The organism is Ereboglobus sp. PH5-10, from assembly GCF_029504735.1.
GTDB lineage: Bacteria > Verrucomicrobiota > Verrucomicrobiia > Opitutales > Opitutaceae > Ereboglobus.
Genome location: NZ_JAQFIP010000017.1, coordinates 20831 through 44101, shown reverse-complemented (window position 1 = coordinate 44101; position 23271 = coordinate 20831). Strand labels below are relative to the sequence as shown.

Below are 23271 nucleotides of genomic sequence, written 5' to 3'. Positions count from 1 at the left end.
TTTTTAGTCGTGCGCGGAGAGGCCGAGCTGCATGTGCGCGTTGATGCCGGCGAGTTCGAGGGCGCGTGTTTGCAGCGCGATATACCACGGCGCGATCAGCGCCACAAACGCGCTCGAAAGCGCGAGGTTCACAAGCAGCGTGAAGAGGACGCCGGTTTGCACGGGGCCGCGAATCGCAAAGGCGATCGCGATCACGACAAACAGGATGGCGTTGGCGCTCACCGCGGCGATCACGCCGGAGGCGGTGTCGACGCGCGGCGTGCGTCCGCGCACGCGGTGAATAATCACGCCCGCCAGCAGAAAAAGCGCCGCGTGCATGCCGAAGGGCACGGCCGACGCGGCGTCGAGCCACAGGCCGAGCGGCAGCGTGATGCGCCAGATGACGCGCGACCGAAAGCGCAGCGCAGCGTGGGCGACCATTAATCCGCCCGTGAAAAGATTGAGGTGCCACACGGCGAGGTAGTGGTTGATTTGCGCGGTGATCGTCCAAAGCAAGATCCCGCAGACAATCACGACAAGCGGCTGGCGGTGGAGGGAGATCATCGCGCGCCTCCCTTCGGCGGTTCCTTGGGGGCGAGCGGCACGAGCACGGTGACCTCCATGAGGGAGGCCAGGCGCGAGTCGAGGCTCACCTCGGCGGATTGGAAAAGCCCGTCGCTGTCGGGCTCGAGTTTGCGTATCACGCCGAGGGAAAGCCCCGGCGGAAACACGCCGCCCAGGCCGGAGGTGACGACGCGCGGCGCCTCGCCGGAGGCGATAAAAATATCGAGCGGCACAAACTCGAGCGAGCCGGTTGCGTTTGAAAACGCCGAGCTTGAGCGTCCCTGAAAATTGACGGGGCGATGTTTGCCGTCCGTTTCAATGACAGCCGAAAGGCGCACGCCGGGGCTGCTGAGCAGATCGACGACGGATGTGTAGAGCCCCACCTCGCTCACGCGCCCCACGACCCCCCCCGCAAAAATCACCGGCGAGCCGACGGTGATGCCGTAGTTGCGGCCCTTGCGAATCGTGATGCGCTGCCACCACGCGTTGTAATCGCGGCGGACAACCCGCGCGGCCTCGTGGCGGTATTCGTTAAACACGGGCAGATTGAGCAGCGCCTCGAGCCGGGCGATTTCGCCCTCAAGCGTTTTGGCCTCCCTGATTTTGTTTTCGTAAAATGAGTTCAGTCTCGCGATTTCCTGTCCCGCCTCGATGAGGTCGTTCGGATTGCGCGTGCGCATCGCCCAGTAATCCTGAAACGTGCGGATGGTCGCCGCGCTTACGTCGATGGGCGCCTGGAACTCAAAAAACGCGTGTCTCGCGAGGCGTTTCGCTGCGAACGGCAAAAACATCCACGCCGCGAACACGATGGCGAGAACGATGAATGGTTTTGTCTGGTCGAAGCGCTTGAATTGCACGAAGAAATTTTGGGTTTTGAAGTCTGGATTTTGGATTACGCGCTACCGCGCGGAAACGAAAGCGAAATCGGAGCGGAGGCTCCAAAATCCAAAATCGAGAGTCGAAAATCCAAAACCGGCAAAAATGCCGTCAGACATTTTGCAGCAACCAGTTGATGTCGTTCAGCACGGCGCCGGTGCCGTTTGCGACCGCGGAAAGCGGATCCTCGGCCACGGTGACGGGCAGGCCGGTTTTGTCGCTCAACAGGCGGTCGATGCCGCGAATGAGCGAGCCGCCGCCGGCAAGCACAAAGCCGCGGTCAACCAGGTCGGCGGAAAGCTCCGGCGGGCAGCGCTCCAGCGTCGCGCGCACGGCGTCAACAATCGCGCTGATGGTGTCCGCGAGCGCGTCACGGATTTCCTGCGAGGTGATGTGGATTGTTTTCGGCAGCCCGGCGACGGAATCGCGGCCCTTCACCTCCATGTCGATTTCCTCGTCGAGCGGATACGCCGAGCCGATGCGCATCTTGATTTCCTCGGCGGTGCGCTCGCCGATGAGAAGGTTGTAGGCGCGCTTCATGTAGTTGACGATCGCGCTGTCGAGCTCGTCGCCCGCAACGCGCACGGACTTTGAAAACACGATGCCCGCGAGCGAAATGATGGCGATTTCGGTCGTGCCGCCGCCGATGTCCACGATCATGTTGGCGGCGGGTTCGTCGATGGGCAGGCCGACGCCGATCGCGGCGGCCATGGGTTCGGGAATGGTGATCACCTCGCGCGCGCCGGCGCGGGACGCGGAGTCCTTCACGGCGCGTCTTTCGACCTCGGTGATGCCCGAGGGAATCGCGATGACGACGCGCGGCGGGATGCGCAGCGAGTGGATGCGCGCCTTGCCGATAAAGTAGCGGAGCATCGCCTCGGTCACGTCGAAGTCGGCGATGACGCCGTCCTTCATGGGGCGAATGGCGGTGATGTTGCCCGGGGTTCGTCCAAGCATGCGCTTGGCGTCGTCGCCGACGGCGCGAACCTTGCGCGTGTTGGTGTCGAGCGCGACGACGCTTGGCTCGCGCAGAACAACGCCCTTGTCCTTCACATAGACAAGAGTGTTGGCGGTGCCGAGGTCGATGCCGATGTCGTTGGAGAAGTAACCTAAGAGGTTTGAAGCCATTTTGTAACTGTTCGTTGAAAGGTGTGTTCCGCGCATGCCGCGGGGCGATGCGTGTCCGCGACAGAAAAGAATCTTCGCGCACAGTCTCTGTCAAAGGGTAAATGAGAATAATACAAGATCATTTGCAAGAGGCCGCGCGGACCCGCCGCGCGCCTTGTGCGCAGGCCTTCCATCATTTTTCTGTATAAAAATTACGTTGCTCACGCCTTGACATCCTCTGGGCGAGGAATCAAACCTCTAAATTGTAATGCGGAATAGTTATTCAGACGACCAATTGCATCTTGCCGCCCGCCTCTATTATGTGGAGGGCTTGGGGCAGGATGAAGTGGCCAAATTCGTGAAGGTTTCGCAGGCCAAGGTGTCGCGACTTCTCGCGATGGCGCGCGAGCGCGGCATCGTCCGCATCACGGTCGCTGATTACGAGCCGCGCGACCGCGAACTTGAGACCCGCCTGCGCGTCCAGCTCGGGCTTTCGACGGCCATCGTCATCAGGGCCGCCGAAAACCTGCCTGCCGCCGACTTGCGCAAAACGATCGGCCTGTTTGCCGCCGGCGTTTTCGAGTCGCTCATCGAGACCAAGAGTATCATTGCCCTTGGCGGCGGGCGCACCATCCACGCGCTCGTCGAAAATGTCCGCGAATCCAGGAGCACGGCGCCGACCATCGTGCAATCAATGGGCAGCGTCGATTCCAACATAAACACTTTCGATGCCCAGGAAATCGGCCGCGTGCTCTCCCAGCGTCTCGGCGGCAACTTCGTGGCGATGAACACGCCCGCCTACGTGCACGAGAAAAAAATGCGCGACGCCCTGCTCGACCTTGAGCAGATCCGCACCGTGAACAACTATTTCGACCGCGCCCACCTCGCGGTCATCGGCATAGGCGCGCTGGACAATTCCGTGTTCACCGAGCGCCGCGTTCTCAAGGAAAACGAGATCGAGGCCCTGCGCGCCGCCGGCGCGGTCGGCGAGGCGTGCGGGCGCTATTTCAACGCCGCGGGCAAGGAGTGCGACACTCCCTGGCGCGACTGCGTGATGAGCATCGAGCTCTCCCAGCTCGCCAAAATCCCCCAAGTCATCGGCGTGGTGACGGGCAACGACCGGGCCCCCTCGATCATGGCCGCCATCAAGGGCGGTTTTCTCAAGGGCATCATCATCGACGAGCCCAGCGCGCGCACCTTGCTTAACTATTCCGCACAATCCACAAAAACAAAATCAACCAAGAAAAAGAAATGAGCCCCCGTATCGCCCTCGCCTGGCTGCTTGTTGCCGCCGCCCCCACCGCCTTGTTTGCGCAAGCGCAAACTTCCGCGCCCAAGAGCGCCTGGAACGTCACCGACCACATCGCACTGAAAGATTTCGTCGTGCAAAGCCACCGCGGCGCGGGCAATCTCGCCGAGGAGGGAACCCTTGAGTCGTTCAAACTCGGCTGGGCCTTGGGCACCATTCCCGAATCCGACATTCGCGCCACCAAGGACGGCGTCATCGTCTCCTTCCACGACGGCAGTTTCAAGCGCCTGATCAAGGATGCCGACCCGGTGCTCAAAAAAAGCTCCGTTGAAAAAAGCACATGGGCGTTTCTCCAAACCCTCGATGTCGGCGCGTGGAAAGGCGATTCATTCAGGGGCCGCCGCGTTCCAAAAATGAGCGACATTTTCGCCTACATGGCCGACAATCCCGACCTGCGCCTTTACCTCGACATCAAGAAGGTGGACTTCGCCGTGCTCGCAAAATTGGTGAAGGACGCCGGCGTCGCTGATCGCGTCATCCTCGCCTCGCGCCATCCCGCGCATCATATCGAGTGGAAAAAACTCGTGCCCGAGTCCGGCACGCTTCTCTGGATGTCCGCGGGCGAGCAGGAAATCACCAAGATGATCGACGAGCTTGTCGCCAGCGGGGACATCAAATCGATCACCTCGATGCAATTGCACGTGCACCCCAACCGGAACGGCGCAAACTACGATCGCAGCACCGACGGCGGCAGGGATTGGAAGAAAATCCCCTGCACCGACGATCCCTCCGAGCCGTTCAACCACACGCGCTCCTTCATCATCAGGCTCGGCGAGCGCCTGCGCTCCCTCGGCATCCTGTATCAATCGCTTCCCTACATGTCCCGCGACGGAGTTTACGCCGAGCTGATGGATCTCGGAGTGGCCTCTTTTGCCACCGACCATCCCGACGTCGCCATGCTTGAAATCAGAAAATACTACGCCAAACGCGGGAAGAAGTAATTCCCGTCCGCCACAGTTTTAACATCTCAAAAATCACGAAGAAAACAGCATCATGAGCAACACTCCCTCCCCGATCCAACCGGTTGACGCAGACACATTGTTCGGCATCACGCGCCTCTCCCCGCAGGAGGCGCTTGCCGCCGCGAGCGAAACCAAGGCGCTCGTGCTCGAACCCGGTTGCCTCGGGAAGGTCGCCCAAGTGTTCAAGCAGCAATTCCCCGGACGCAAAGCCGTCGTCATCGCGGACCAAAACACGATGGCGGTCGCGGGCAATGCCGTTCGCGACGCGCTCGCGGCCGATGGCGTCACCGTGCTCGAGTCGTTCATCTTCACCGATCCGGGACTCTACGCCGAATACAAATACGTCGAGCAACTCATCGCCTCGTTCAAGACGCACGACGCCATTCCCGTCGCCGTCGGCTCGGGCACGATCAACGACCTCACCAAGCGCGCCTCGCACGAGACGGGCCGCCAGTATGTCTGCGTCGGCACCGCCGCCTCGATGGACGGCTACACCGCGTTCGGCGCGTCGATCACCTATGAAAACGCCAAGCAGACGCTCGTCTGCCCCGCGCCTCAAGCCGTGCTCGCGGACATCGACGTGATCAAAAAAGCCCCGCCGGAAATGACCGCCTCCGGTTACGCCGACCTGCTCGCGAAAGTTCCCGCCGGCGCCGATTGGATATTTGCCGACTCCCTCGGCGAGGAACCCATCGAGACCAAGGCCTGGACAATCGTGCAAGGCGGGCTGCGCGACGCGCTCGCCGATCCCGCCGCCGCCCGCGCGGGCGACACCGCCGCGATCAACGCGCTCACCGAGGGCCTCATACTCGGCGGCTTTGCCATGCAATGGGCGAAGTCCAGCCGTCCCGCCTCGGGCGCCGAGCACCAGTTCAGCCATCTCTGGGACATGGAGCACCACACGCACAACGGCGCCGCGCCCTCGCACGGCTTCAAGGTCGGCATCGGCACGCTCGCCATCACCAGCCTCTACGAGCAACTGCTCCGCATGGACGCCTCCACGCTCGACATCGACGCGATCTGCGCCGCCTGGCCCGACGCGAAGACGGTCGAGGCCAACACCGCCGCCCTGTTCGCCACGGCGGATTTCAAGGAGACCGCCGTCCGCGAAACCATGACAAAATACGTCGATGCCGCCGCGCTCCGCAAACAACTCGAGCTCCTGAAAGCCGAGTGGCCCGCGATCTGCGCCAAGCTCCGCCGCCAGCTCATCCCCTTTGCCGACATCAAGCAGCGCTTGCAATCGGTCGGCGCGCCCTTCGAGCCCGAGCAAATCGGCATCACCCGCCAGCGTTTGCGCGAAACCTTCACAAAGGCCTACCACATCCGCCGCCGCTTCACCGTCCTCGACGTCGCCGTGCGCACCGGCTGGCTCGCGCCCGCGCTCGACGCCCTCTTCGGCCCCGGCGGCGCGTGGGAAATAAAATAAACCGCGCCCAACAAAAACCATGCGCGCAATACACGCCGATTTTGGCCGGGGTTCTCACTTTTGCCCTTGCCTGACTCCCGAAAACGCATGGTTATTGTTGTGAAAAACAACCCCCCGATTCTGACCTATCCTGTTCCGTTCCAATGACCGCATCCGCCACAACCAACGCCGACACCTCCCGCATTCGCCATGTCGTCCTCGACATGGACGGCACCATCTACAAGGGCGGCACGCTGTTTCCCTGGACAAAACCGTTCCTCGATTCCCTCACCCGGCACGGCATCGGCTACACCTTCCTCACCAACAATCCCTCCAAGAGCTCCGCCGATTATCTCGCGCACTTGGAGCGCATCGGAATTCCCTCCGCGCCCGAGCAACTCTACACCTCCGCGCAGGCCACCATTGACTGGCTGAAAGCCAATCATCCCGAGTTCCGCCGCCTGTTCCTTCTGGGCACGCCCAGCATGATCGGCGAATTCACCAAGGCCGGTTACGAATCCGCCAACGACGATCCCGCCGACATCCCCGACGCCGTCATCGCCGCCTTCGACATGAGCCTCACCTACGCGCGCCTCTGCCGTGCCTCGTGGTGGGCCTCGCAAGGCCGCCCCTATTTCGCAACCAACCCCGATCGCATTTGCCCCACCGACCTGCCCACCGTGCTCGTCGATTGCGCTGCCATCTGCGCGGCAATCCAATCCGCCACGGGACGCGCTCCCGACAAGGTTTTCGGAAAACCCGATCCCTCGATGGTCACCGGCATCCTCCAGCGCCACAACCTCCGCCCGGAGGAAGTCGCGATGGTTGGCGACCGTATTTACACCGACATCGCCATGGCTCAAAACGCCGGCGTTACGGGCGTGCTCGTCCTCTCCGGCGAAGCCACGCGACAGGACGCCGAGGAATCCTCGGTCAAGGCCGACATTATTGTTGAAAACCTCGCCGGCCTCGGAGAGATGCTTACCGGATCGCGCTAAACACACACCGTCACCCCGCCAACGACCCCCGTTTTTTTCACCACAACCAACATCGGACTCACCTAAAACCAACGCGCATAAATATTCCAATCGAAATAACATGAGCACCACATACCAAGAGAAACGCAAATCAACGCTTTCCCAGCTCGCTGGGGAAACCCTGGACCTCCTCGTCATCGGCGGGGGTATCGTCGGCAGCGGCGTCGCGCGCGATGCCGCCATGCGCGGACTTCGCACCGGCCTTGTCGACCGCTACGACTTCGCCTACGGCACCAGCAGCCGCTCCAGCCGCCTCCTCCACGGCGGCCTGCGCTACCTCGAGCAAGGCCGCGTCGCCCTCGTGCACGAGTCCAGCGTCGAGAAAAAAGTCGTCCACAAAATCGCGCCGCACCTCGGCCAGCCCCTCGGGTTCATGTTCCCCGTCTACAAGGTCAACGGCTTCCCGCTCTGGATGATGCGCATCGGCGTGAAAATGTATGACCTGCTCTGCAACGGCAAAAACTTCAAGCCCTCGCGCGGCTTCACCGTCAAGGAAACCCTCGAGCACCTTCCGCAAATCAACACCAACGAACTGCGCGGCTCCGTGCGCTACTACGACGCGCTCACCAGCGACGCCCGCCTTACGCTCGACACCCTCCGCTCCGCCGTGAAGCACGGCGCGCACATCTCCAACTACACGCGCTTCATCGATTCCAAGCGCGAAAACGGCATCTGGACGTGCGAAATCGAGGACACGCTCACCGGTGAAAAATACACCGTCAAGACCCGCGCCATCCTCAACGCCGCCGGCCCCTGGCTCGAAAAAATCCCGCACAGCGAGATCAAACTCCGCCTCACCAAGGGCATCCACATCGTCGTTGACCGCAAGCGCATCCACGTTGACGAGGGCGAGGCCGTCACGATGGTCGAGGGCAAGCGCATCCTCTTCCTCATCCCCTGGGGCGAACGCCTCATCATCGGCACGACCGACACCGACTACGACGCGCGGCCCGAGGACGTGAAAGTTGACCTCGAGGACATCGACTACGTCCTGCAGACCGTCAACACCACCTTCCCCACGGTCAAGCTCACCCGCGAGGACATCATCAGCTCCTGGGTTGGCCTGCGCCCGCTCATCGCCAACCGCGACGGCTCGCCCTCGAGCACCTCGCGCGCGCACCAGATCAAACTCGTCACGGAAGGCTGGTGGGACATCGCCGGCGGCAAGCTCACCACCTACCGCCTCATGGCCGAGCAAGCCGTCACCAAGATTGTCAAGAGCCTCAGTCTCAATGCCAAGCCCTGTCGCACGAAAGAGGAGCCCCTCCTCACGCCCGAGGAAGCGGCGACCTACAGTGGCATCATCCCGACCGCCTACGGCGAGGCCGCGGTGAAGCACTACGTCGAAAACGAGTGGGCGATTTCGCTCGCCGACGTGATCATGCGCCGCACGAGCTGGCACTTCTACATTCCCGATATGCCCTCGCGCGCGGAGGAAGTGGGCCGCTGGATGGCCGCCGCCGCCGGTTGGACTCCCGAGCGCCTTGCCTCAGAGCTCAAGCACTACGCCGAGGAAGCCGCCAAAACCTATCCGGCCCCGAAAGCGGGCGCATAATCTATTCGAGCGCTAATCAACAAGCCGGCAAACGACCCGTTTTCAAACGGCGTTCGTTTGCCGGTTTTGTTTATCCTCATCGGACATTCGCGCTTTCGCGCGTGCACGACACATCGTCAAACACGCGCGTCCCGCGGTAAGAAAACCGCCGTTCCGATTTCACCAAAAATCCACCGGCCCCTTGGGCACGGGGATGGATTCGTTGGCGTCCGCGGTTTCGCCCGCGGGGCGCATGAACGACGCCACAAGCGGCGCGGGGCGGAAGCGCGGAAGCGGCTCGGCGTCGGGGTTTCCATTCTCGCAAAACGGCGCGCGCCACTTGCGATACGCGTCGAGTATCGTTTCGAAATCCGCGCGCGTGTTCATTTTCACGATGCGCTGCTTGAAGTCCTTCGACGGACCCAAGCGGCGCGCATACCACGGCGCGATTTTGCGAAACATCCGGCAGCCGAGCTCCTCGCCGAACACTTCGATCATCAAATCCAGATGGCGCGACATCACACGCACGCGCTCGGCAAACGTCGGCTCGGGTAGCAGTTCGCCCGTGCGCAGCAGGTGCTCCGTGCGACGAAAAATCCACGGATCGTAAAACGCGCCGCGCCCGATGCTCACGCCCGCGCAACCGGTTTCGTCGATCATCTTGCGCGCGGACTCGGGCGTGATCACGTCGCCGTTGCCGATGACGGGAATCGTTTTCACCGCCTCCGCGACCTTGCGGATTCCGGCGAGGTTGACCGTGCCGGAAAATGCCTGCGCGCGCGTGCGCCCGTGCACAAACACCGCCGCGATGCCCGCGTCCTCCAGCACGCGCGCAAGGTCGGGCGCGGTGATGTTGGCGTCGTCCCAGCCAAGGCGCATTTTTGCGGTGACGGGAATCTTTACCGCCCCGACCATGCCGCGCGCGAGTTTCGCGGTTTTGTCGAGCTCGGTCATCATCGCCGAGCCGCCGCCAACTTTCACGACCTTGGGCACGGGGCAGCCCATGTTGATATCGATGGATGCCGCGCCGGCCTGCTCGCAAATGACCGCCGCGTCGCGCATCTCCGCCGGGTCTGATCCGAAAAGCTGGATCGCCATCGGACGGTCGGCGGGCGTGGAACGGATGAGTTGCAGCGCCTTCGGGTTGCGCTCGATGAGCGAGCGCGCGTTCACCAGGTCGGTGGTCGCCCAGCCGAGCCCGCCAAGCTCGCGAATCGTCAGGCGCATGGGCAGGTTTGTGTAGCCCGCGAGCGGTGACAGAAAGAGCGGTGAGTCAAGTTGGACGGAGCCGATGCGCATGGGAAAATTGATTTTCGCCTTTGAGTGGAATGCGAACAAAAGCCGGATGCAAACGCCAAAGGCGCCCGGCTTGTTTCCGATGGCAGGCAAACGGACGCGCCCCTCGTTTTCAGATGTGCCTTCCTTTTGAGAACAGCGGCACGTTTTCGAAATGGTGCGGGATGAGCCGGCCGTCGTCCGTTCGTTCCACAACGACGACATCAAGGCGGTAGCTCAAGTCGCGCCAGCGGGGGCCGAGGGTGCGCAGATAGGTGCCGGCGGCGCGCTTGAGGACGGTTTTTTTGCGCGTGTTCACCGCCTCGTAGCCGTTGAGAAGTCGCGCGGTTTGATAGGTTTTCACTTCGACAAAAACGAGCGCGCCTTCGCGTGCGCGGCAGATGATGTCGATTTCGTCGCGGCGGTCCCTCGGGCTGCGCCAGTTGCGCGCGAGAATGGTCATGCCGCGTTCGTTTGCCAGGAAGCGCGCGGCGGCGGACTCACCGGCGGCGCCGTGTTTTTGTTTTTCGGTGCGCGCCGGCGTCGCCGCGCCGCGCAGCCTCGCCCATTGTTGCTTGAGCCACGAGATCACGCGCGGTGGGTCTCAAGCCACGCGCGCATTTCGGCGAGGGGCTTGGTGTTGATGATGTTTTGTTTCGAGAGCCAGCCCTTGCGGGCGATGTTCACGCCCGTGCGCACAAAGGCGAGGTGCCCGGGTTCGTGCGCGTCGGGGTTGATTGAGCAGAGCAGGCCGCGTTCGGCGGCCCGGCGCCAGAGCCGCCAGTCCATGTCGAGACGCCACGGGCTGGCGTTGAGTTCGATGATGACGCCGTTGGCGATCGCGGCGTCGATCACCTTGGCCGCGTTCACGCGGTAGCCTTCGCGACGCAACAGCAGCCGCCCCGTCATGTGACCGAGCATGGTGACGCGCGGGTTTTCGATGGCGCGGATGATGCGCGCGGTCATCTGCTCCTCGCCTTGCGAGAAGGCGTTGTGCACCGAGGCGACGACGAAGTCGAGTTGCGCAAGCGTGAGGTCGTCAAAATCCAGCGAGCCGTCCGTGAGGATGTCGCATTCGGTGCCGGCGAAGACATGCGTTTTGAAGCGCCCCGATGTATTTATTTTTTGGATACAGTTGAGCTGGTCGGCGAGGCGTTGCTCGTCGAGGCCGCGCGCCTGGTGGCTCGACTTCGAGTGGTCGGCGATGCCGATGTATTCCCAACCGAGCGCTTGCGCGGCGGCGATCATTTCCTCGAGCGTGCCGCGGCCGTCCGACGCGGTGGTGTGGTTGTGAAACGCGCCGCGCAGGTCGGTGTGCTCCACGAGATGCGGGAGCCTGTTGTTTGTGAGTTCCGCGGCCTCGATCTCGCCGAGTCCCTCGCGCAACTCGGGCTCGATAAACGCCAGGCCGAGCGCGGCGAAGAGCTCCGTTTCGCTTGTGATTTTCGCGCGCGTCTCCGCGTGCGCGGCGGCTTTTGTTTTGACGGTGCCCTCGCCATCGGCGGGCTCAAGGCCCCATTCGCTGAGGCTCAGGCCGCGAGCGAGGGCGCGCTGGCGCATTTGCACGTTGTGATCCTTCGAGCCGGTGAAGTGGTGCAGCGCAAACGCGAATTGCTCCTCCGGCACGATGCGCAAGTCGGCCTGCAGGCCGTTTTCGTGGCGCACGCTTGTTTTTGTCTCGCCGCGCGCGGTCACCTCGAAGACGCCCGGACGGGACGTGAACCATTCGACGATTTGTTCGACGGCCTTCGGGTCCTTTGCGTCCGCCGCGACGATGAAGTCAAGGTCGCCGACTGTCTCCAGTCCGCGGCGCAGGCTGCCCGCGGCCTCGGCGTGTTTCACGCCGCGCAGTTTGCGCAATCCGGCGACAATCGGCCCGGCAACCGCGTGCGCGTCCCACCAGAGATGGCGCCGTCCGTAGGCCTCGCGGTGCTTGATTCCCTCGAGGAGTTTTTGCTGGGTTTTTTCGCCGAAGCCGGGCAGTTCCGCCACGAGGCCGTCGGCGCACGCCTTGGCAAGCGCGGCGATGCTTGAGATGCCGAGCTTGTCGTGCAGCGCATTGATTTTTTTCGGGCCGAGATTCGGGATTTCCAACATCTCAACGAGGCCGGGGGCGACCGATGCGCGCAGTTCCTCGTGGAAGCGCAGCCTGCCCGTTTTGTGGAGTTCGGTGATTTTCTGCGTGAGCGCCTCGCCGATGCCCTTGACTTCGGAGAGCTTTCCGGCGGCGATCACTTCGCCGAGGTCGTCCGTGAGCGACTCCAGGGTGCGGGCTCCGTTTTCGTAAGCCCGAATCTTGAACGGATTTTCGCCCTTCAACTCGAGCAGCACGGCGATTTCCCTCAAAACATCGGCAATATCGTTTTTGGTCACGCCTCCAGTAAAACCGCTTTGGGCCGAAAAACCACGATAATTTGTCCCTTTCCCTTGTTGACTACCCCCGGCGCGCGAATAGCCTTCCGCGCTTAATTTTTTGGGCATGGCAACCGATTTAAAAAACACTATCCAACTTCCGAAAACAGACTTCGCGATGCGCGCAAATCTCGTCAAGCGCGAGCCCGAGCGAATTGCCCATTGGGAGAAACTCGACCTCTACGCCGCCATCCAGAAAAAACGCGCCGGCGCCCCCGCCTTCGTCCTTCACGACGGCCCGCCGTTCACCAATGGCGACGTCCACATCGGCACCGCGCTCAACAAGGTTCTCAAGGACATCGTCAACCGCTACAAATCCATGCGCGGCTTTCGCACGCCCTTCGTGCCCGGCTGGGATTGCCACGGCCTGCCCATCGAGCAAAAAGTCACCGCGCAGCTTCGCGCCGAAAACAAAACCGTCTCCACCGCCGAAATGCGCGCCCTCTGCGGCGAGTTTTCGGAAAAGTGGATCGCGCACCAAACAAAACAATTCAAGCGCGTCGGCGTGCTCGCCGACTGGGCCAGCGAATACAAAACAAAGGCTCCCGCGTTCGAGGCCGACATAATCCGCACGTTCGCCGCGTTTGTTGAAAAGGGCCTCGTTTACCGCAGCAAGAAACCCGTTTACTGGTCGATCCCGTTCGAAACCGCGCTCGCCGAGGCTGAAATCGAATACAAGGACCACGTCAGCCCCGCCATCTGGGTGAAATTTCCCGTGCCGACCGGCGAGGCGCACAAATACGACCTGCCCGCCGACAAGCCGCTTTCCGTCGTCATCTGGACGACAACGCCGTGGACGATTCCCGCCAACCTCGCCATCGCGGTGAATCCCGACGTCGAATACGTCGTGGCCGATCTCGGTGAGGAGCGCATCGTCGTCGCGGAGCTGCTGCTGCCATCCGTGCTCGCCGCCGCGAGAATCGAAACCGCGCCCGTCATCGACAAAAAACTCACCGGTGCCGCGCTCGAAAAACTCGCGCCGCGCCATCCCTTCATTGACCGCACCGCGCCCGTCGTTCTCGCCGATTACGTGACCACCGAAAGCGGCACCGGCTGCGTGCACACCGCGCCCGGCCACGGCGCGGAGGATTATCTCACCGGCCTCAAATACAGCCTGCCCATCTACTGCCCCGTCGCCGACGATGGCAAATACATCGACGACGGACAAATCCCCGCCGACCTCGTCGGCCTCGCCACGCTCGAAACCGTCGAGGATCTCGCCGCCAAGCGCACCTCGCCCGCCAACATCGCCGTCCTCAAAAAACTCGACGCCTCCGGCGCGCTCCTCGCGAAGGCGAAATACACGCACAGCTACCCGCATTGCTGGCGCTCGAAAACGCCGATCATCTTCCGCGCCGTCGACCAATGGTTTGTCTCGCTCGACAACAAGGTTTTGGGTATTCGTCTTGGCGAAGAGGAGCCTATGACAACTCCAATCACACCCAGAAAAGAAGCTCTTTGGTCTATCCAGCAAGTCGCTTGGGTTCCGCCCAGCGGCGAGAAACGCATCACCGGCGCGGTCGAGTCGCGCCCCGACTGGTGCATCAGCCGCCAGCGCTCGTGGGGCGTGCCCATCATCGCCTTCTACGACGACAAAAAAAATCCCTATCTCGACGCGGGCGTGATTCGCGCCGTCGCCGAAAAAATCGAGAAGCACGGCACCAACTATTGGTATGACGCCACGCCCGCGCAAATCCTCGAAGGCGTCGCGCTCCCCGCCACATGGCCCGCCGCCGACGCCCTCGCGTGCGGACGCGACACGCTCGACGTTTGGATCGACTCCGGCTCGTCGCACGCCGCTGTGCTCAAGCGCGGACAAGGCGGCACGCAATGGCCCGCCGACCTCTACCTTGAAGGCTCCGACCAGCACCGCGGCTGGTTCCAGTCCTCGCTCTGGACAAGCGTCGCCGCCTACGGAGCCGCGCCCTACAAACGCGTCCTCACGCACGGCTTCATCGTCGGCGCGGACGGCAAAAAAATCTCCAAGTCCGGCCAATACGAAAAACCGCCCACCAGCGACAACTACATCGCGCAATACGGCGCCGACGTCATCCGCCTTTTGTTCGCCTCGCAAAATTTCACCGAGGACCTCCGCGTCTCCAATCTCGACACGGACCTCAAAAACCCCGCGAGCATCCTCAACGTCGTTGCGGAGGCATACCGCCTTTTCCGAAACACATTCCGCTACCAGCTCTCGAACCTCTTCGACTACGACCACGCGCGCGACGCCGTTCCGTATTCAAAAATGGATACGCTCGACCGCTGGGCGCTCCACCAAACCGCCGCGCTCATCCGCGAATGCACCGCGGCCTACGACGCCTACGAGTTCCACCGCGTCTATCAACTCTGCAACCAGTTCTGCTCGGTGACGCTTTCCGCCGTCTATCACGACATCCTCAAGGACCGCCTCTACACGCACGCGACGAACAGCCCGCAACGCCGCTCCTCGCAAACCGCGATCCACGAAATCTTCCACACGCTCGCGAAACTCCTCGCGCCCGTGCTCGCCTTCACGACCGACGAGGCGTGGTCGTTCGCCACGGCGAAAAACGAATACATCGACGGCGACTCCATCCACCTCCGCGACTGGCCCGTCGCGCCCGCCGAGTGGACCGACGCCACGCTCGAGGCCGACATCGCCGCGCTGCTCAAGACGCGCGCCGCCGTCACCGAGGCCATCGAGCCGCTTCGCGCCGCGGGCAAGATCGGCAAGTCGCTCGACGCCGTCATCACGCTCAACGCCGCCGCCGGCGCGCCCGAGCGCGCGCTCTACGAAAAGCACCGCGATTTTCTCCCCGAGCTCTTCATCGTCTCGCAAGTCGAGATTGCCGATGCGCCCGGCGCGCCCGCGATCGAAGTGAGCCTTGCGTCCGAACGCGGACTGCACCGCTGCCCGCGCTGCTGGCGCTCCGTGCCCGCGCTTCACGCGACGCCTCACGGCGACGTATGCCCGCGCTGCGCCGAGGCGCTCCAAGCATTTCAGGTGGACAAGTAAAAGCTTCAGCAAAAACAACCAACAAGAACAAAGATCATGGCCAAACCCAAAAAAAACGCCCCCCTTAAAAAATCAGCCAGAAAAGAAAAAAAAGCCGCGTCCAAAAAGCCGGCTGCAAAGAAGTCAGCGTCCAAAAAAGCGCCGGCCAAAAAAACGCCGGCTGGAAAAAAGCCGTCCAAAAAACCTCTTCCAAAAAAGAAAGCCGCGCCCAAAAAAACCGCCGCGAAAAATGTGGTAAAAAAGAAACCGGCGAAGGCACCCGCAAAAAAAGCGCCGGTCAAAAAAGCCTCCGCAAAAAAACAGCCCGCGAAAAAAACGCCCGCAAAAAAAATAAAAGCATCGCCGAAATCCGCCGCGAAACCCGCGGCTCCTAAGAAAAAATCGAAACCCGTGTCCAAAGCCGTCAAATCTGCGAAGAAACCCGCAATAAAATCAAAGCCCGCAAAATCCGCGGCCAAGCCCAAGGTCGCGCCCGCGAAAAAGCGCGCGCCCAAGGCAGACGCGAAAAAGGGGCGCGCCGCCGCGCCCGCGCCGGCCAAGGTCGTTTCCGTCCCGGCCAAGCCCGAGACAAAGCGCGACCTGTTGCGCAAAAACATCATGGGCGGGAAAAAATCACTCAGGCCCGTTGCCTTCACCTTGGATGAGGCTCGCGAAATCGCCAAAACCGCAAGCGCGTCCGAAAGCGCGTCCGTGTCCGCCTCCGCAAAAACTCCCGCCGCGCCGGCCAAGCCCGACCTCGAAAAACTCGCCAAGGCCATCGCGCCCTCGCATGTGAAGGCGGCGTCGCTCGCCGACATCCTCGGCTTCAATCCGAAGAAGGCGCAGAAGCCGTCGCTCTTTGCCGACCCGAGCACGATCCCGGAGAAATACCGCCGCTATTACAAACTTCTCATCGAGCTGCGCAATTCGCTCACCGAGGGACTTTCGCTGCACACCGAGGAAACGCTCCGCCGCTCCACGAAGGAGGACGCGGGCGACCTGTCGAGCTACGGGCAGCACATGGCCGACGCCGGCACCGACACGTTCGACCGCGACTTCGCGCTGAGCATGGTTGCCAACGAGCAGGAGGCGCTCACCGAAATCGACGCCGCCATCAAGCGCATCCAAAACGGCACCTACGGCATTTGCGAGGTCACGCAGAAACCCATCGCCAAGGAGCGCCTGCTCGCCGTGCCCTTCACCCGCTACTCCGCCGAGGCGCAGAAGGACATTGAGAGAAACCGCATGCGCGTGCGCACCGCCGCGGGGCTCTTCGCCGAAATGGGCGACGACTCCGGACGCGGCGACGACACCAACGTCGAGGAGGAGTGACCCTGGTTCCCGAATGCGGAATGCGGATTGCCGAATAGTCCGCATTCCGCTTTTTGTTTGTATGCACATGCAATCCGCCCCTCCAAAAACACCCACGCGCATGCAGCGCATACTTGCGTATCGCAGGCTGCACATTTGCGCGATCGTTGTGTTTGCGCTCGACCAACTCACCAAGGCGTGGATTCACAACAACGAAAGACTGCCGTTCAACTCCTACGGGCCGGGCGAGCACATCGAGGTGATTCCCGGTTTTTTTAACATCGTGCACGTGGGCAACACCGGCGCCGCGTGGAGCATTCTGAGCGGGCACAGCGAATGGCTCGCGGTGTTTGCCGCCGTCGTGCTGGCCGCCATTTTTTTCTTCCGCAAAACACTCGAGCTGCATGTGCGCGCCATTCAAATCGCGTTCGGCCTGTTGTGCGGCGGCATCGCCGGAAACCTCGTTGACCGCGTCATGCACAAGCACGTGATCGACTTCCTGGATTTTCATTTCGCCGGCTACGCATGGCCCGCGTTTAACATCGCCGACATCGGCATCGTCGCCGGAGTGGTGATCTACATTGGCACCACAATCATGAGCGCGGTGCGCGAGAGAAGGCGGGAGTGATTGCCTTGCGCGCGCGTTCGTAACGCGGGCGCGCCAAGTCTCTTTGTGTTTCAATTTTTTAAACGGGCGGGTCCGGCAGCTCGCGCGACATGCTCCGCATGGCATTTGACGAGGGGAAACGTGGCGCCCGTTTTTGCGAGGCGACAAAAAACCGCGCCCCGAAAACCAGGGCGCGGTTGGAGGTGTAAAGCGAAGCAGAATTATTTCTTCTTCGCTGCTTTCTTAGCAGGAGCCTTCTTGGCAACCGCCTTCTTGGCGGGAGCCTTTTTAGCAACCGCCTTCTTGGCAGGAGCTTTTTTAGCAACCGCTTTCTTGGCAGGAGCTTTTTTGGCAGCCGCTTTTTTGGCGGGAGCTTTTTTAGCAACGCTGGTTTTTTTCACCGCTTTTTTAGCGGCCGGTTTTTTGGTTTTTGATGCCATGATCGTCATCCTTTGTGTGTGGGAGAGGGTGGAACCTCAACAAAATTTTTTCGCTAAATGCATTTTTGTTTTGCGTGTTCGCGCTCATTCGATGTTGGCGATTTGTTCGCGCACGCGCTCGAGCTCGTTCTTCATCTCGATCACGCGGCGCGAAATCTCGATGTTGTTCGCCTTGCTTCCAATCGTGTTCACCTCGCGCCCCATCTCCTGCAAAATGAATTCCGCCTTGCGCCCGATCTCCGCGTCGCCGCGCAGCAACGCGGCGAATTGCGAGAGGTGACTGCGCAGGCGCGTGATTTCCTCGGCGATGTCGCAGCGGTCCGCGAAGAGCGCGACCTCCTTCAGCACGCGCTCGTCGTCGGGGTTGATCTCGAGCCCGGCGTCGCGCAGCCGCTTCAGAAGCTGCTCGCGCCACGCGGGCGCGACGCACGGCGCGAGCTCCGCGACGGAGCGGACGTGTGTATTTATTTTTTGGATACGATCCTCGAAGTCGGCGAGCAGCGCGGCGCCCTCGCGCGCGCGCATGGAGGAGAACGCGCGCAGCGCCTCCTCAAGCGTTGCGAGGACGGTGGCGCGCACGTCGTCGCCGGCGGGAAGGTCGGCTTTCTTTCGCTGCGAGCCGACGACGCTCCACAAAAGCTCGGGCGTGATCTCGAGCCCGACCCCGTTGCGCGCGGCCTGCGCCTTGAGCCTTTCGAGGACGGCGTCAACGGCAGCCTCGTCCCAGTTGAAGGCTTGGCTTTGCGCGCCATCGGCGCCGGTCACGTCGAAGCGGATGTTGATTTTTCCGCGCGCGGCGTATTTGCGCGCAAGCTCGCCCGCGGGCGCCTCGTATTCGGCCCATTCGGACGGGAGCGAGATCGCGAGATCGAGTGTTTTGCGATTCACGGAATTCACCTGGACGGTGAGTGTGCTGGTGCCGAGGGGGGCGGTGGCGCGGCCGAAGCCTGTCATGCTTTTCATGCGGCGAATGAACATGACCGGGCGTTCCGGCGCAAGCGCGCGCTGATTGTAGCGCGTTCCAAAAAAATGCGCCGCCGCGCAAACCCGCGAAAGCTTGCCCGCGCTTTTCACGCTATCGACAATCCCTCTCTCGGCGTGCAATCTCCCGTCATCACAAATTTTCACACTTTCAATACTCCCTCGATTCATGAAACAGAAATCCCCCGTTTATTTCACCGACATGCGCACGCGTCCCGGCTTGAGCTTGCCGGACAAGCTTGAACGCCTCGTCAGGCGCGCGGGCATTGAGACAATCGACTTCGAGCGAAAGTTCGTCGCCGTCAAAATCCACTTCGGCGAGCTGGGCAATTTGTCGTTCCTGCGCCCCAACTACGCGAAACGCCTCGTGGACGTGCTCAAGCCGCTCGGCGCGAAACCGTTTCTCACCGATTGCAACACGCTCTATGTCGGCAGCCGCAAGAACGCGCTCGACCACCTCGACTGCGCGATGGAAAACGGCTTCGGGCCGCTGTCCACCGGATGCCAGATCATCATCGCCGACGGCCTGAAGGGCACCGACGAAACCATCGTGCCTCTCGCCGGAACCGAGTATGTGAGGGAGGCGAAAATCGGCCACGCAATCATGGACGCCGACGTGATTATTTCGCTCAACCATTTCAAGGGGCACGAGTGCACGGGCTTCGGCGGCGCGATCAAAAACCTCGGCATGGGTTGCGGCTCGCGCGCCGGAAAAATGGAGCAGCACAACGCCGGCAAGCCGCAGGTGAACGAGTCCAAGTGCCGCAAGTGCAAAACATGCGGCAAAGAGTGCGGGCAGGACGCGATTTCCTACGACGAGCGCGGCATCGCGCGCATCGACACTGACAAATGCGTCGGCTGCGGACGCTGCATCGGCGCGTGCAATTTCGACGCCATCGAAAACACGAGCGGCGACTCAAACGAGATGCTCTCGAAAAAAATGGCCGAGTATGCGCTGGCCGTCGTGCGCGGGCGCCCGCAGTTCCACATCAACATCGTCACGCAAGTCTCGCCCTTCTGCGACTGCCATGGCGAAAACGACATTCCGATCATTCCCGACGTGGGCATGTTTGCATCGTTCGACGCCGTAGCGGTTGACCAGGCGTGCGCCGACGCGTGCAACCGCCAGCCGGTCATGGGCGGCAGCGTGCTTGAGCGCGTCTTGAAAAAGGCCGCGGGCGACGGGGCGGCTGGCGAAAACGAAATGCGGTGCGATCATTTCACGACAGTTTTTTCGAGCACGAACTGGCGCGACACACTTGCGCACGCCGAGAAGGTCGGCGTCGGCACGCGCGATTACGAACTGGTGCGCGTGTGAACACGCCGCGCGTGTTTGCGGGTAGGGCGAAGCCTCCGGCTGAGCCGACGCATATCGAAACGAATGAGCGGTTCAGCCGGAGGCTTCGCCCTGCCAATCACGCCAGTTGCCGCGCGAGCCAGTCGGCGGCGGTGCCGGTTGTCGGCTGGCGCAGGATTTCGCGGAGCTTTGCCGCGCAGGTTTCGGTGTGCGCGAGGCGGGCGGGGTTTTCAATGCAGTCGTGAAGTTGCGCGGCGAGCGCCTCGGGCGAGGCCGCGCCCTGGATGTGCTCGGGATACATCGGCTCCTTGAGCAGCAGGTTCGCGATACCGATGTAGGGCACTTTCACGAGGAGGCGTCCGAAAAGATAAGTCAGCGGGCTGATGCGATACACGACCGCGCCGGGGATTCCCGCGAGCGCGCAGTGCATCGACATCGTGCCGGAACTGGTGAGCACCGCCGAGGCCGCGACCGGCTCGCCGGTGGGGCGCAGCGTGATGCTGTCGGGAATGGGAAACGTGCGCAAAACGGACAGCACTTCCGCACTCGGATAAAGGACTACGGCGTCTTTGTAGGGGCGCGCCTGGCGCGCGCCCTTGTCTTCGTCCGTGTTGAGTGTTTCAGGGCGCGCGTCTGGCACGCCCCTACGATACCGCTCATATCCCGCGAGCACCACGGGGAAGATGCGCGTGACAGCTTGCTTGCGGCTGCCGGGGAGAAGCAGGATCGGGCCGTTGGGATCGTAGGTCACCGGCGCGGCATAGTCGGCGGCGACGAAGGGGTGCCCGACAAACTCCACGCGGCCTTTCAAGTCGGTGTCGCCGTAACACGCGGGCTCGAACGGAAAGATGACGGCCATCGCGTCGAGATTGCGCGCCATCGAGAAACGGCGCCCGGCTTTCCACGCCCAGATTTGCGGGCTGATGTAAAAGAGCGTGCGCGTGGGGCCGCCGCCTTTCACCGAGAGGCCGCGTTTGCGCATTTCGTTGGCGAGGCGCAGATTCATGCCGGGGTAATCGACAAAGCAGACGGCGCGCGGTTTATACACGGCGACCCAGCGGAGCACTTCGTTGAAGAGCGCCTTGAAAAACGAGAAATGTTTCAGCACTTCCACGAAGCCGATCACCGAGGTGGCGGTCATGTCGTGGAGTAATTGCGCGCCCGCGCCGGCGAGCTCGGGGCCGCCGAGCGCGCAGACGGAAAGATTGCCGCCCTGGTCGTGCGAGAGGAATTCACGCACCATGCGCGCCGCGTGCTGGTCGCCCGAATGCTCGCCCGCGATGACGAGCAGGTCCACGCGCGAGGTGCGCGGGGCGGGAAGACGAAAGGGAAGGGCGGACTGTGCCATGAAGGATGTTGATTAATCGCGGAAGCGCGAAGGAGCGAAAGCGCGGAAAAGCTTTTTAAAATTCCTGATCCGTGTTTCCGCCCCTTCGCGCTTCCGCGATTGAAAATCTCAGTGTTTGAAATGCCTGATGCCGGTGAAGACCATGGCCATGTTGCGCTCGTCGGCGGCCTTGATGACTTCGTCGTCGCGGATGCTGCCGCCGGGCTGGATGGCGGAGGTCGCGCCGGCGTCCGCCGCGGCGATGAGGCCGTCGGCAAACGGGAACAGCGCCTCGCTAATCACCGCGCTGCCCTTGAGGTCGAGCTTGGCCTCACCCGCCTTCCACACGGCGATGCGCGAGCTGTCCACGCGCGCCATCTGGCCCGCGCCGACGCCGAGCGTGCGCTCGTCGCGGCAATACACGATGGCGTTTGACTTGACGTGTTTGCACACGCGCCAACCGAACATCATGTTCGCCCATTCCTCGGGCGTGGGCTGGCGCTTGGTCACGACCCTGAAGTCGGCTTGGTTGCCGAGCTTGATGTTGCGATCCTGCACGAGCAGGCCACCGACGCATGAGCGCACATCGAGGAGCGAATCCGCGCCGATGCCGCCCTTGGCAATCATGAGGCGCAGGTTTTTCTTTTTGCCAAAAATGGCGAGCGCCTCGTCGGTGAAATGCGGCGCGATGATAACCTCGGTGAAAATTTCGCTGATGATTTTCGCGAGGTCGGCCTCGAGCGTGCGGTTGACGATGATGATGCCGCCGAAGGGCGCCTGGCGGTCGGTGGCGAAGGCGTTGTGCCACGCGGTCACGAGGTCGTCGGCGCTGGCCACGCCGCACGGGTTGGTGTGCTTGAGAATCGCGAGGGTGGGGCGCTCGAACTCGCCGATGAGGTAGGTCGCCGAGGTGATGTCGAGGATGTTGTTGTAGGAAAGTTCCTTGCCCTGGAGTTGCTGGTAGTGGTCGTGGAACGTGCCGTAGAGCGCGGCCTTCTGGTGCGGGTTTTCGCCGTAGCGGAGCGACTGGGCTTTTTTGTAGGAGAGATCGAGCTGAGCGGGCAGCCCGGCGAGCGCGTCGAGATCGGGCTCGGCGGGTTGGGTGGCACAGGCGACCCGCCCGTGTTCCGAAAGCGCGGCCGAGTCGTCCGCGCGACCCGATCCCATGGGCGAGTCGCCCATGCCACTCGATCCGAGATACGCGGAGATCGCGGCGTCGTAGGCGGCGGTGCGTTGGAAAACCTTGAGCGCGAGGCGGCGGCGCAACGCGAGCAGGCCGACGGTGTCGTCGGATTTGGCGAAGGCGCCGAGCACGGCGTTGTAATCGGCGGGATCGCAAACGACGGTCACGCTCTCGTGGTTTTTGGCGGCGCTGCGGAGCATGGAGGGGCCGCCGATGTCGATGTTTTCGATGGCTTCCTCAAACGCGACGCCGGGCTTGGCGACGGTGGCCTCGAACGGGTAAAGGTTGACGACCACAAGGTCGATCATGGCGATGCCGTTTTTCGCGGCCTCGGCGAGATGTTCGGCCTTGTCGCGGCGGCAGAGCAACCCGCCGTGGATTTTCGGGTGAAGGGTTTTGACGCGCCCCTCCATAATTTCCGGAAAGCCGGTGTGCTGGCTGACCTCGGTGACGGGCAAGCCCTTTTCGGCGAGTAGCTTGGCGGTGCCGCCGGTCGAGAGCAGGCGGAAGCCGTGTTGTTTGACAAGCGCGGTCGCAAATTCGACGAGATCGGTTTTGTCACTGACGGAGAGTAGGGCGAGTTTTTCCATAAAATTGAGAGGGACCGATGTTGTGGGCGCGACGGGAAAAGAGGCAAGAGCGGATGTCGAAAGGCGACCCTGTCGAAAACAATTAGCAAGTTTTGCGC

The 23271-nt window shown here is 62.2% G+C and carries 20 protein-coding genes; 9 read left to right on the top strand and 11 right to left on the bottom strand.

Translation table 11 applies throughout. From position 1 onward, the window contains the following. Nucleotides 1-3 precede the first annotated feature (3 nt). The 3 genes from M2447_RS11905 to M2447_RS11895 all read right to left on the bottom strand — a co-directional run bounded on the left by M2447_RS11905 (nt 4) and on the right by M2447_RS11895 (nt 2547). Nucleotides 4-543 carry a hypothetical protein gene (locus tag M2447_RS11905; RefSeq protein WP_277510789.1) on the bottom strand — a complete coding sequence of 180 codons (540 nt, stop codon included), beginning with the start codon at nt 541-543 and terminating at the stop codon, nt 4-6. Beyond that, on the bottom strand, nt 540-1400 hold the full coding sequence (gene mreC / locus M2447_RS11900; RefSeq protein ID WP_277510786.1) for a rod shape-determining protein MreC: 861 nt from the start codon (nt 1398-1400) through the stop codon (nt 540-542). The genes M2447_RS11905 and mreC overlap by 4 nt, the downstream gene beginning before the upstream one ends. A gap of 130 nt (nt 1401-1530) precedes the next feature. Further along, nucleotides 1531-2547 (bottom strand): rod shape-determining protein, encoded by a 1017-nt coding sequence (locus M2447_RS11895; RefSeq protein ID WP_277510785.1) that lies wholly within the window; start codon nt 2545-2547, stop codon nt 1531-1533. A 274-nt stretch (nt 2548-2821) separates the two neighbouring features. Between M2447_RS11895 and M2447_RS11890 the strand changes: the two genes are divergently transcribed. The 5 genes from M2447_RS11890 (at nt 2822) to M2447_RS11870 (ending at nt 8797) form a co-directional block, all read left to right on the top strand. Continuing rightward, a complete protein-coding gene (locus M2447_RS11890; protein WP_277558786.1) occupies nt 2822-3781 on the top strand; it encodes a sugar-binding domain-containing protein in 960 nt (319 codons plus the stop codon). After that, on the top strand, nt 3778-4776 hold the full coding sequence (locus tag M2447_RS11885; RefSeq protein WP_277558785.1) for a glycerophosphodiester phosphodiesterase family protein: 999 nt from the start codon (nt 3778-3780) through the stop codon (nt 4774-4776). The genes M2447_RS11890 and M2447_RS11885 overlap by 4 nt, the downstream gene beginning before the upstream one ends. 52 nt (nt 4777-4828) lie before the next feature. After that, entirely contained in the window at nt 4829-6226 is a 1398-nt protein-coding gene (locus tag M2447_RS11880; protein WP_277558784.1) for a sn-glycerol-1-phosphate dehydrogenase, read from the top strand. A 143-nt stretch (nt 6227-6369) separates the two neighbouring features. Beyond that, a complete protein-coding gene (locus M2447_RS11875) occupies nt 6370-7203 on the top strand; it encodes an HAD-IIA family hydrolase (protein WP_277558783.1) in 834 nt (277 codons plus the stop codon). 100 nt (nt 7204-7303) lie between these two features. Further along, complete coding sequence (locus M2447_RS11870; RefSeq protein ID WP_277510778.1) at nt 7304-8797, top strand: glycerol-3-phosphate dehydrogenase/oxidase; 1494 nt, start codon at nt 7304-7306, stop codon at nt 8795-8797. Between the two features lie 159 nt (nt 8798-8956). On the opposite strand, the gene dusB is transcribed toward M2447_RS11870, so the two are convergent. The 3 genes from dusB to polX form a co-directional block, all read right to left on the bottom strand. Continuing rightward, nucleotides 8957-10075 carry a tRNA dihydrouridine synthase DusB gene (gene dusB / locus M2447_RS11865; protein WP_277558782.1) on the bottom strand — a complete coding sequence of 373 codons (1119 nt, stop codon included), beginning with the start codon at nt 10073-10075 and terminating at the stop codon, nt 8957-8959. 109 nt (nt 10076-10184) lie between these two features. Beyond that, nucleotides 10185-10643 carry a YraN family protein gene (locus tag M2447_RS11860; RefSeq protein ID WP_277558781.1) on the bottom strand — a complete coding sequence of 153 codons (459 nt, stop codon included), beginning with the start codon at nt 10641-10643 and terminating at the stop codon, nt 10185-10187. Next, entirely contained in the window at nt 10640-12424 is a 1785-nt protein-coding gene (gene polX / locus M2447_RS11855) for a DNA polymerase/3'-5' exonuclease PolX (protein WP_277558780.1), read from the bottom strand. Before polX ends, M2447_RS11860 begins: the two co-directional genes overlap by 4 nt. 106 nt (nt 12425-12530) lie before the next feature. Here polX and ileS point away from each other — a divergent pair, with 106 nt between their 5' ends. Then, nucleotides 12531-15458, top strand: a complete 2928-nt coding sequence (ileS, locus tag M2447_RS11850; RefSeq protein WP_277558779.1) for an isoleucine--tRNA ligase — start codon at nt 12531-12533, stop codon at nt 15456-15458. 5 nt (nt 15459-15463) lie between these two features. Here the strand turns inward: ileS and M2447_RS11845 are convergent, their stop codons facing one another. Then, nucleotides 15464-16057, bottom strand: a complete 594-nt coding sequence (locus tag M2447_RS11845) for a hypothetical protein (RefSeq protein WP_277558777.1) — start codon at nt 16055-16057, stop codon at nt 15464-15466. Here M2447_RS11845 and M2447_RS11840 point away from each other — a divergent pair. Both M2447_RS11840 and lspA read left to right on the top strand, forming a co-directional pair. Next, complete coding sequence (locus M2447_RS11840) at nt 16056-16769, top strand: TraR/DksA C4-type zinc finger protein (protein ID WP_277558776.1); 714 nt, start codon at nt 16056-16058, stop codon at nt 16767-16769. The two genes, M2447_RS11845 and M2447_RS11840, sit on opposite strands and share 2 nt — an antisense overlap. Nucleotides 16770-16836: 67 nt before the next feature. Further along, nucleotides 16837-17376 (top strand): signal peptidase II, encoded by a 540-nt coding sequence (gene lspA, locus M2447_RS11835; protein ID WP_277558775.1) that lies wholly within the window; start codon nt 16837-16839, stop codon nt 17374-17376. 200 nt (nt 17377-17576) lie between these two features. Here lspA and M2447_RS11830 read toward each other — a convergent pair whose 3' ends face one another. Further along, a complete protein-coding gene (locus M2447_RS11830; protein ID WP_277510767.1) occupies nt 17577-17795 on the bottom strand; it encodes a hypothetical protein in 219 nt (72 codons plus the stop codon). An 84-nt stretch (nt 17796-17879) separates the two neighbouring features. Further along, nucleotides 17880-18758 (bottom strand): YicC/YloC family endoribonuclease, encoded by an 879-nt coding sequence (locus tag M2447_RS11825; RefSeq protein ID WP_277510766.1) that lies wholly within the window; start codon nt 18756-18758, stop codon nt 17880-17882. Nucleotides 18759-18945: 187 nt separating this feature from the next. On the opposite strand from M2447_RS11825, the gene M2447_RS11820 reads away from it, so the two are divergent. Next, nucleotides 18946-20094 carry a DUF362 domain-containing protein gene (locus M2447_RS11820; protein ID WP_277558774.1) on the top strand — a complete coding sequence of 383 codons (1149 nt, stop codon included), beginning with the start codon at nt 18946-18948 and terminating at the stop codon, nt 20092-20094. 97 nt (nt 20095-20191) lie between these two features. Here the strand turns inward: M2447_RS11820 and M2447_RS11815 are convergent, their stop codons facing one another. Both M2447_RS11815 and purH read right to left on the bottom strand, forming a co-directional pair. Further along, nucleotides 20192-21421 carry a lipid-A-disaccharide synthase gene (locus M2447_RS11815; protein ID WP_277558773.1) on the bottom strand — a complete coding sequence of 410 codons (1230 nt, stop codon included), beginning with the start codon at nt 21419-21421 and terminating at the stop codon, nt 20192-20194. A gap of 108 nt (nt 21422-21529) precedes the next feature. Next, nucleotides 21530-23173, bottom strand: a complete 1644-nt coding sequence (gene purH, locus M2447_RS11810) for a bifunctional phosphoribosylaminoimidazolecarboxamide formyltransferase/IMP cyclohydrolase (RefSeq protein ID WP_277558772.1) — start codon at nt 23171-23173, stop codon at nt 21530-21532. Nucleotides 23174-23271 lie beyond the last annotated feature (98 nt).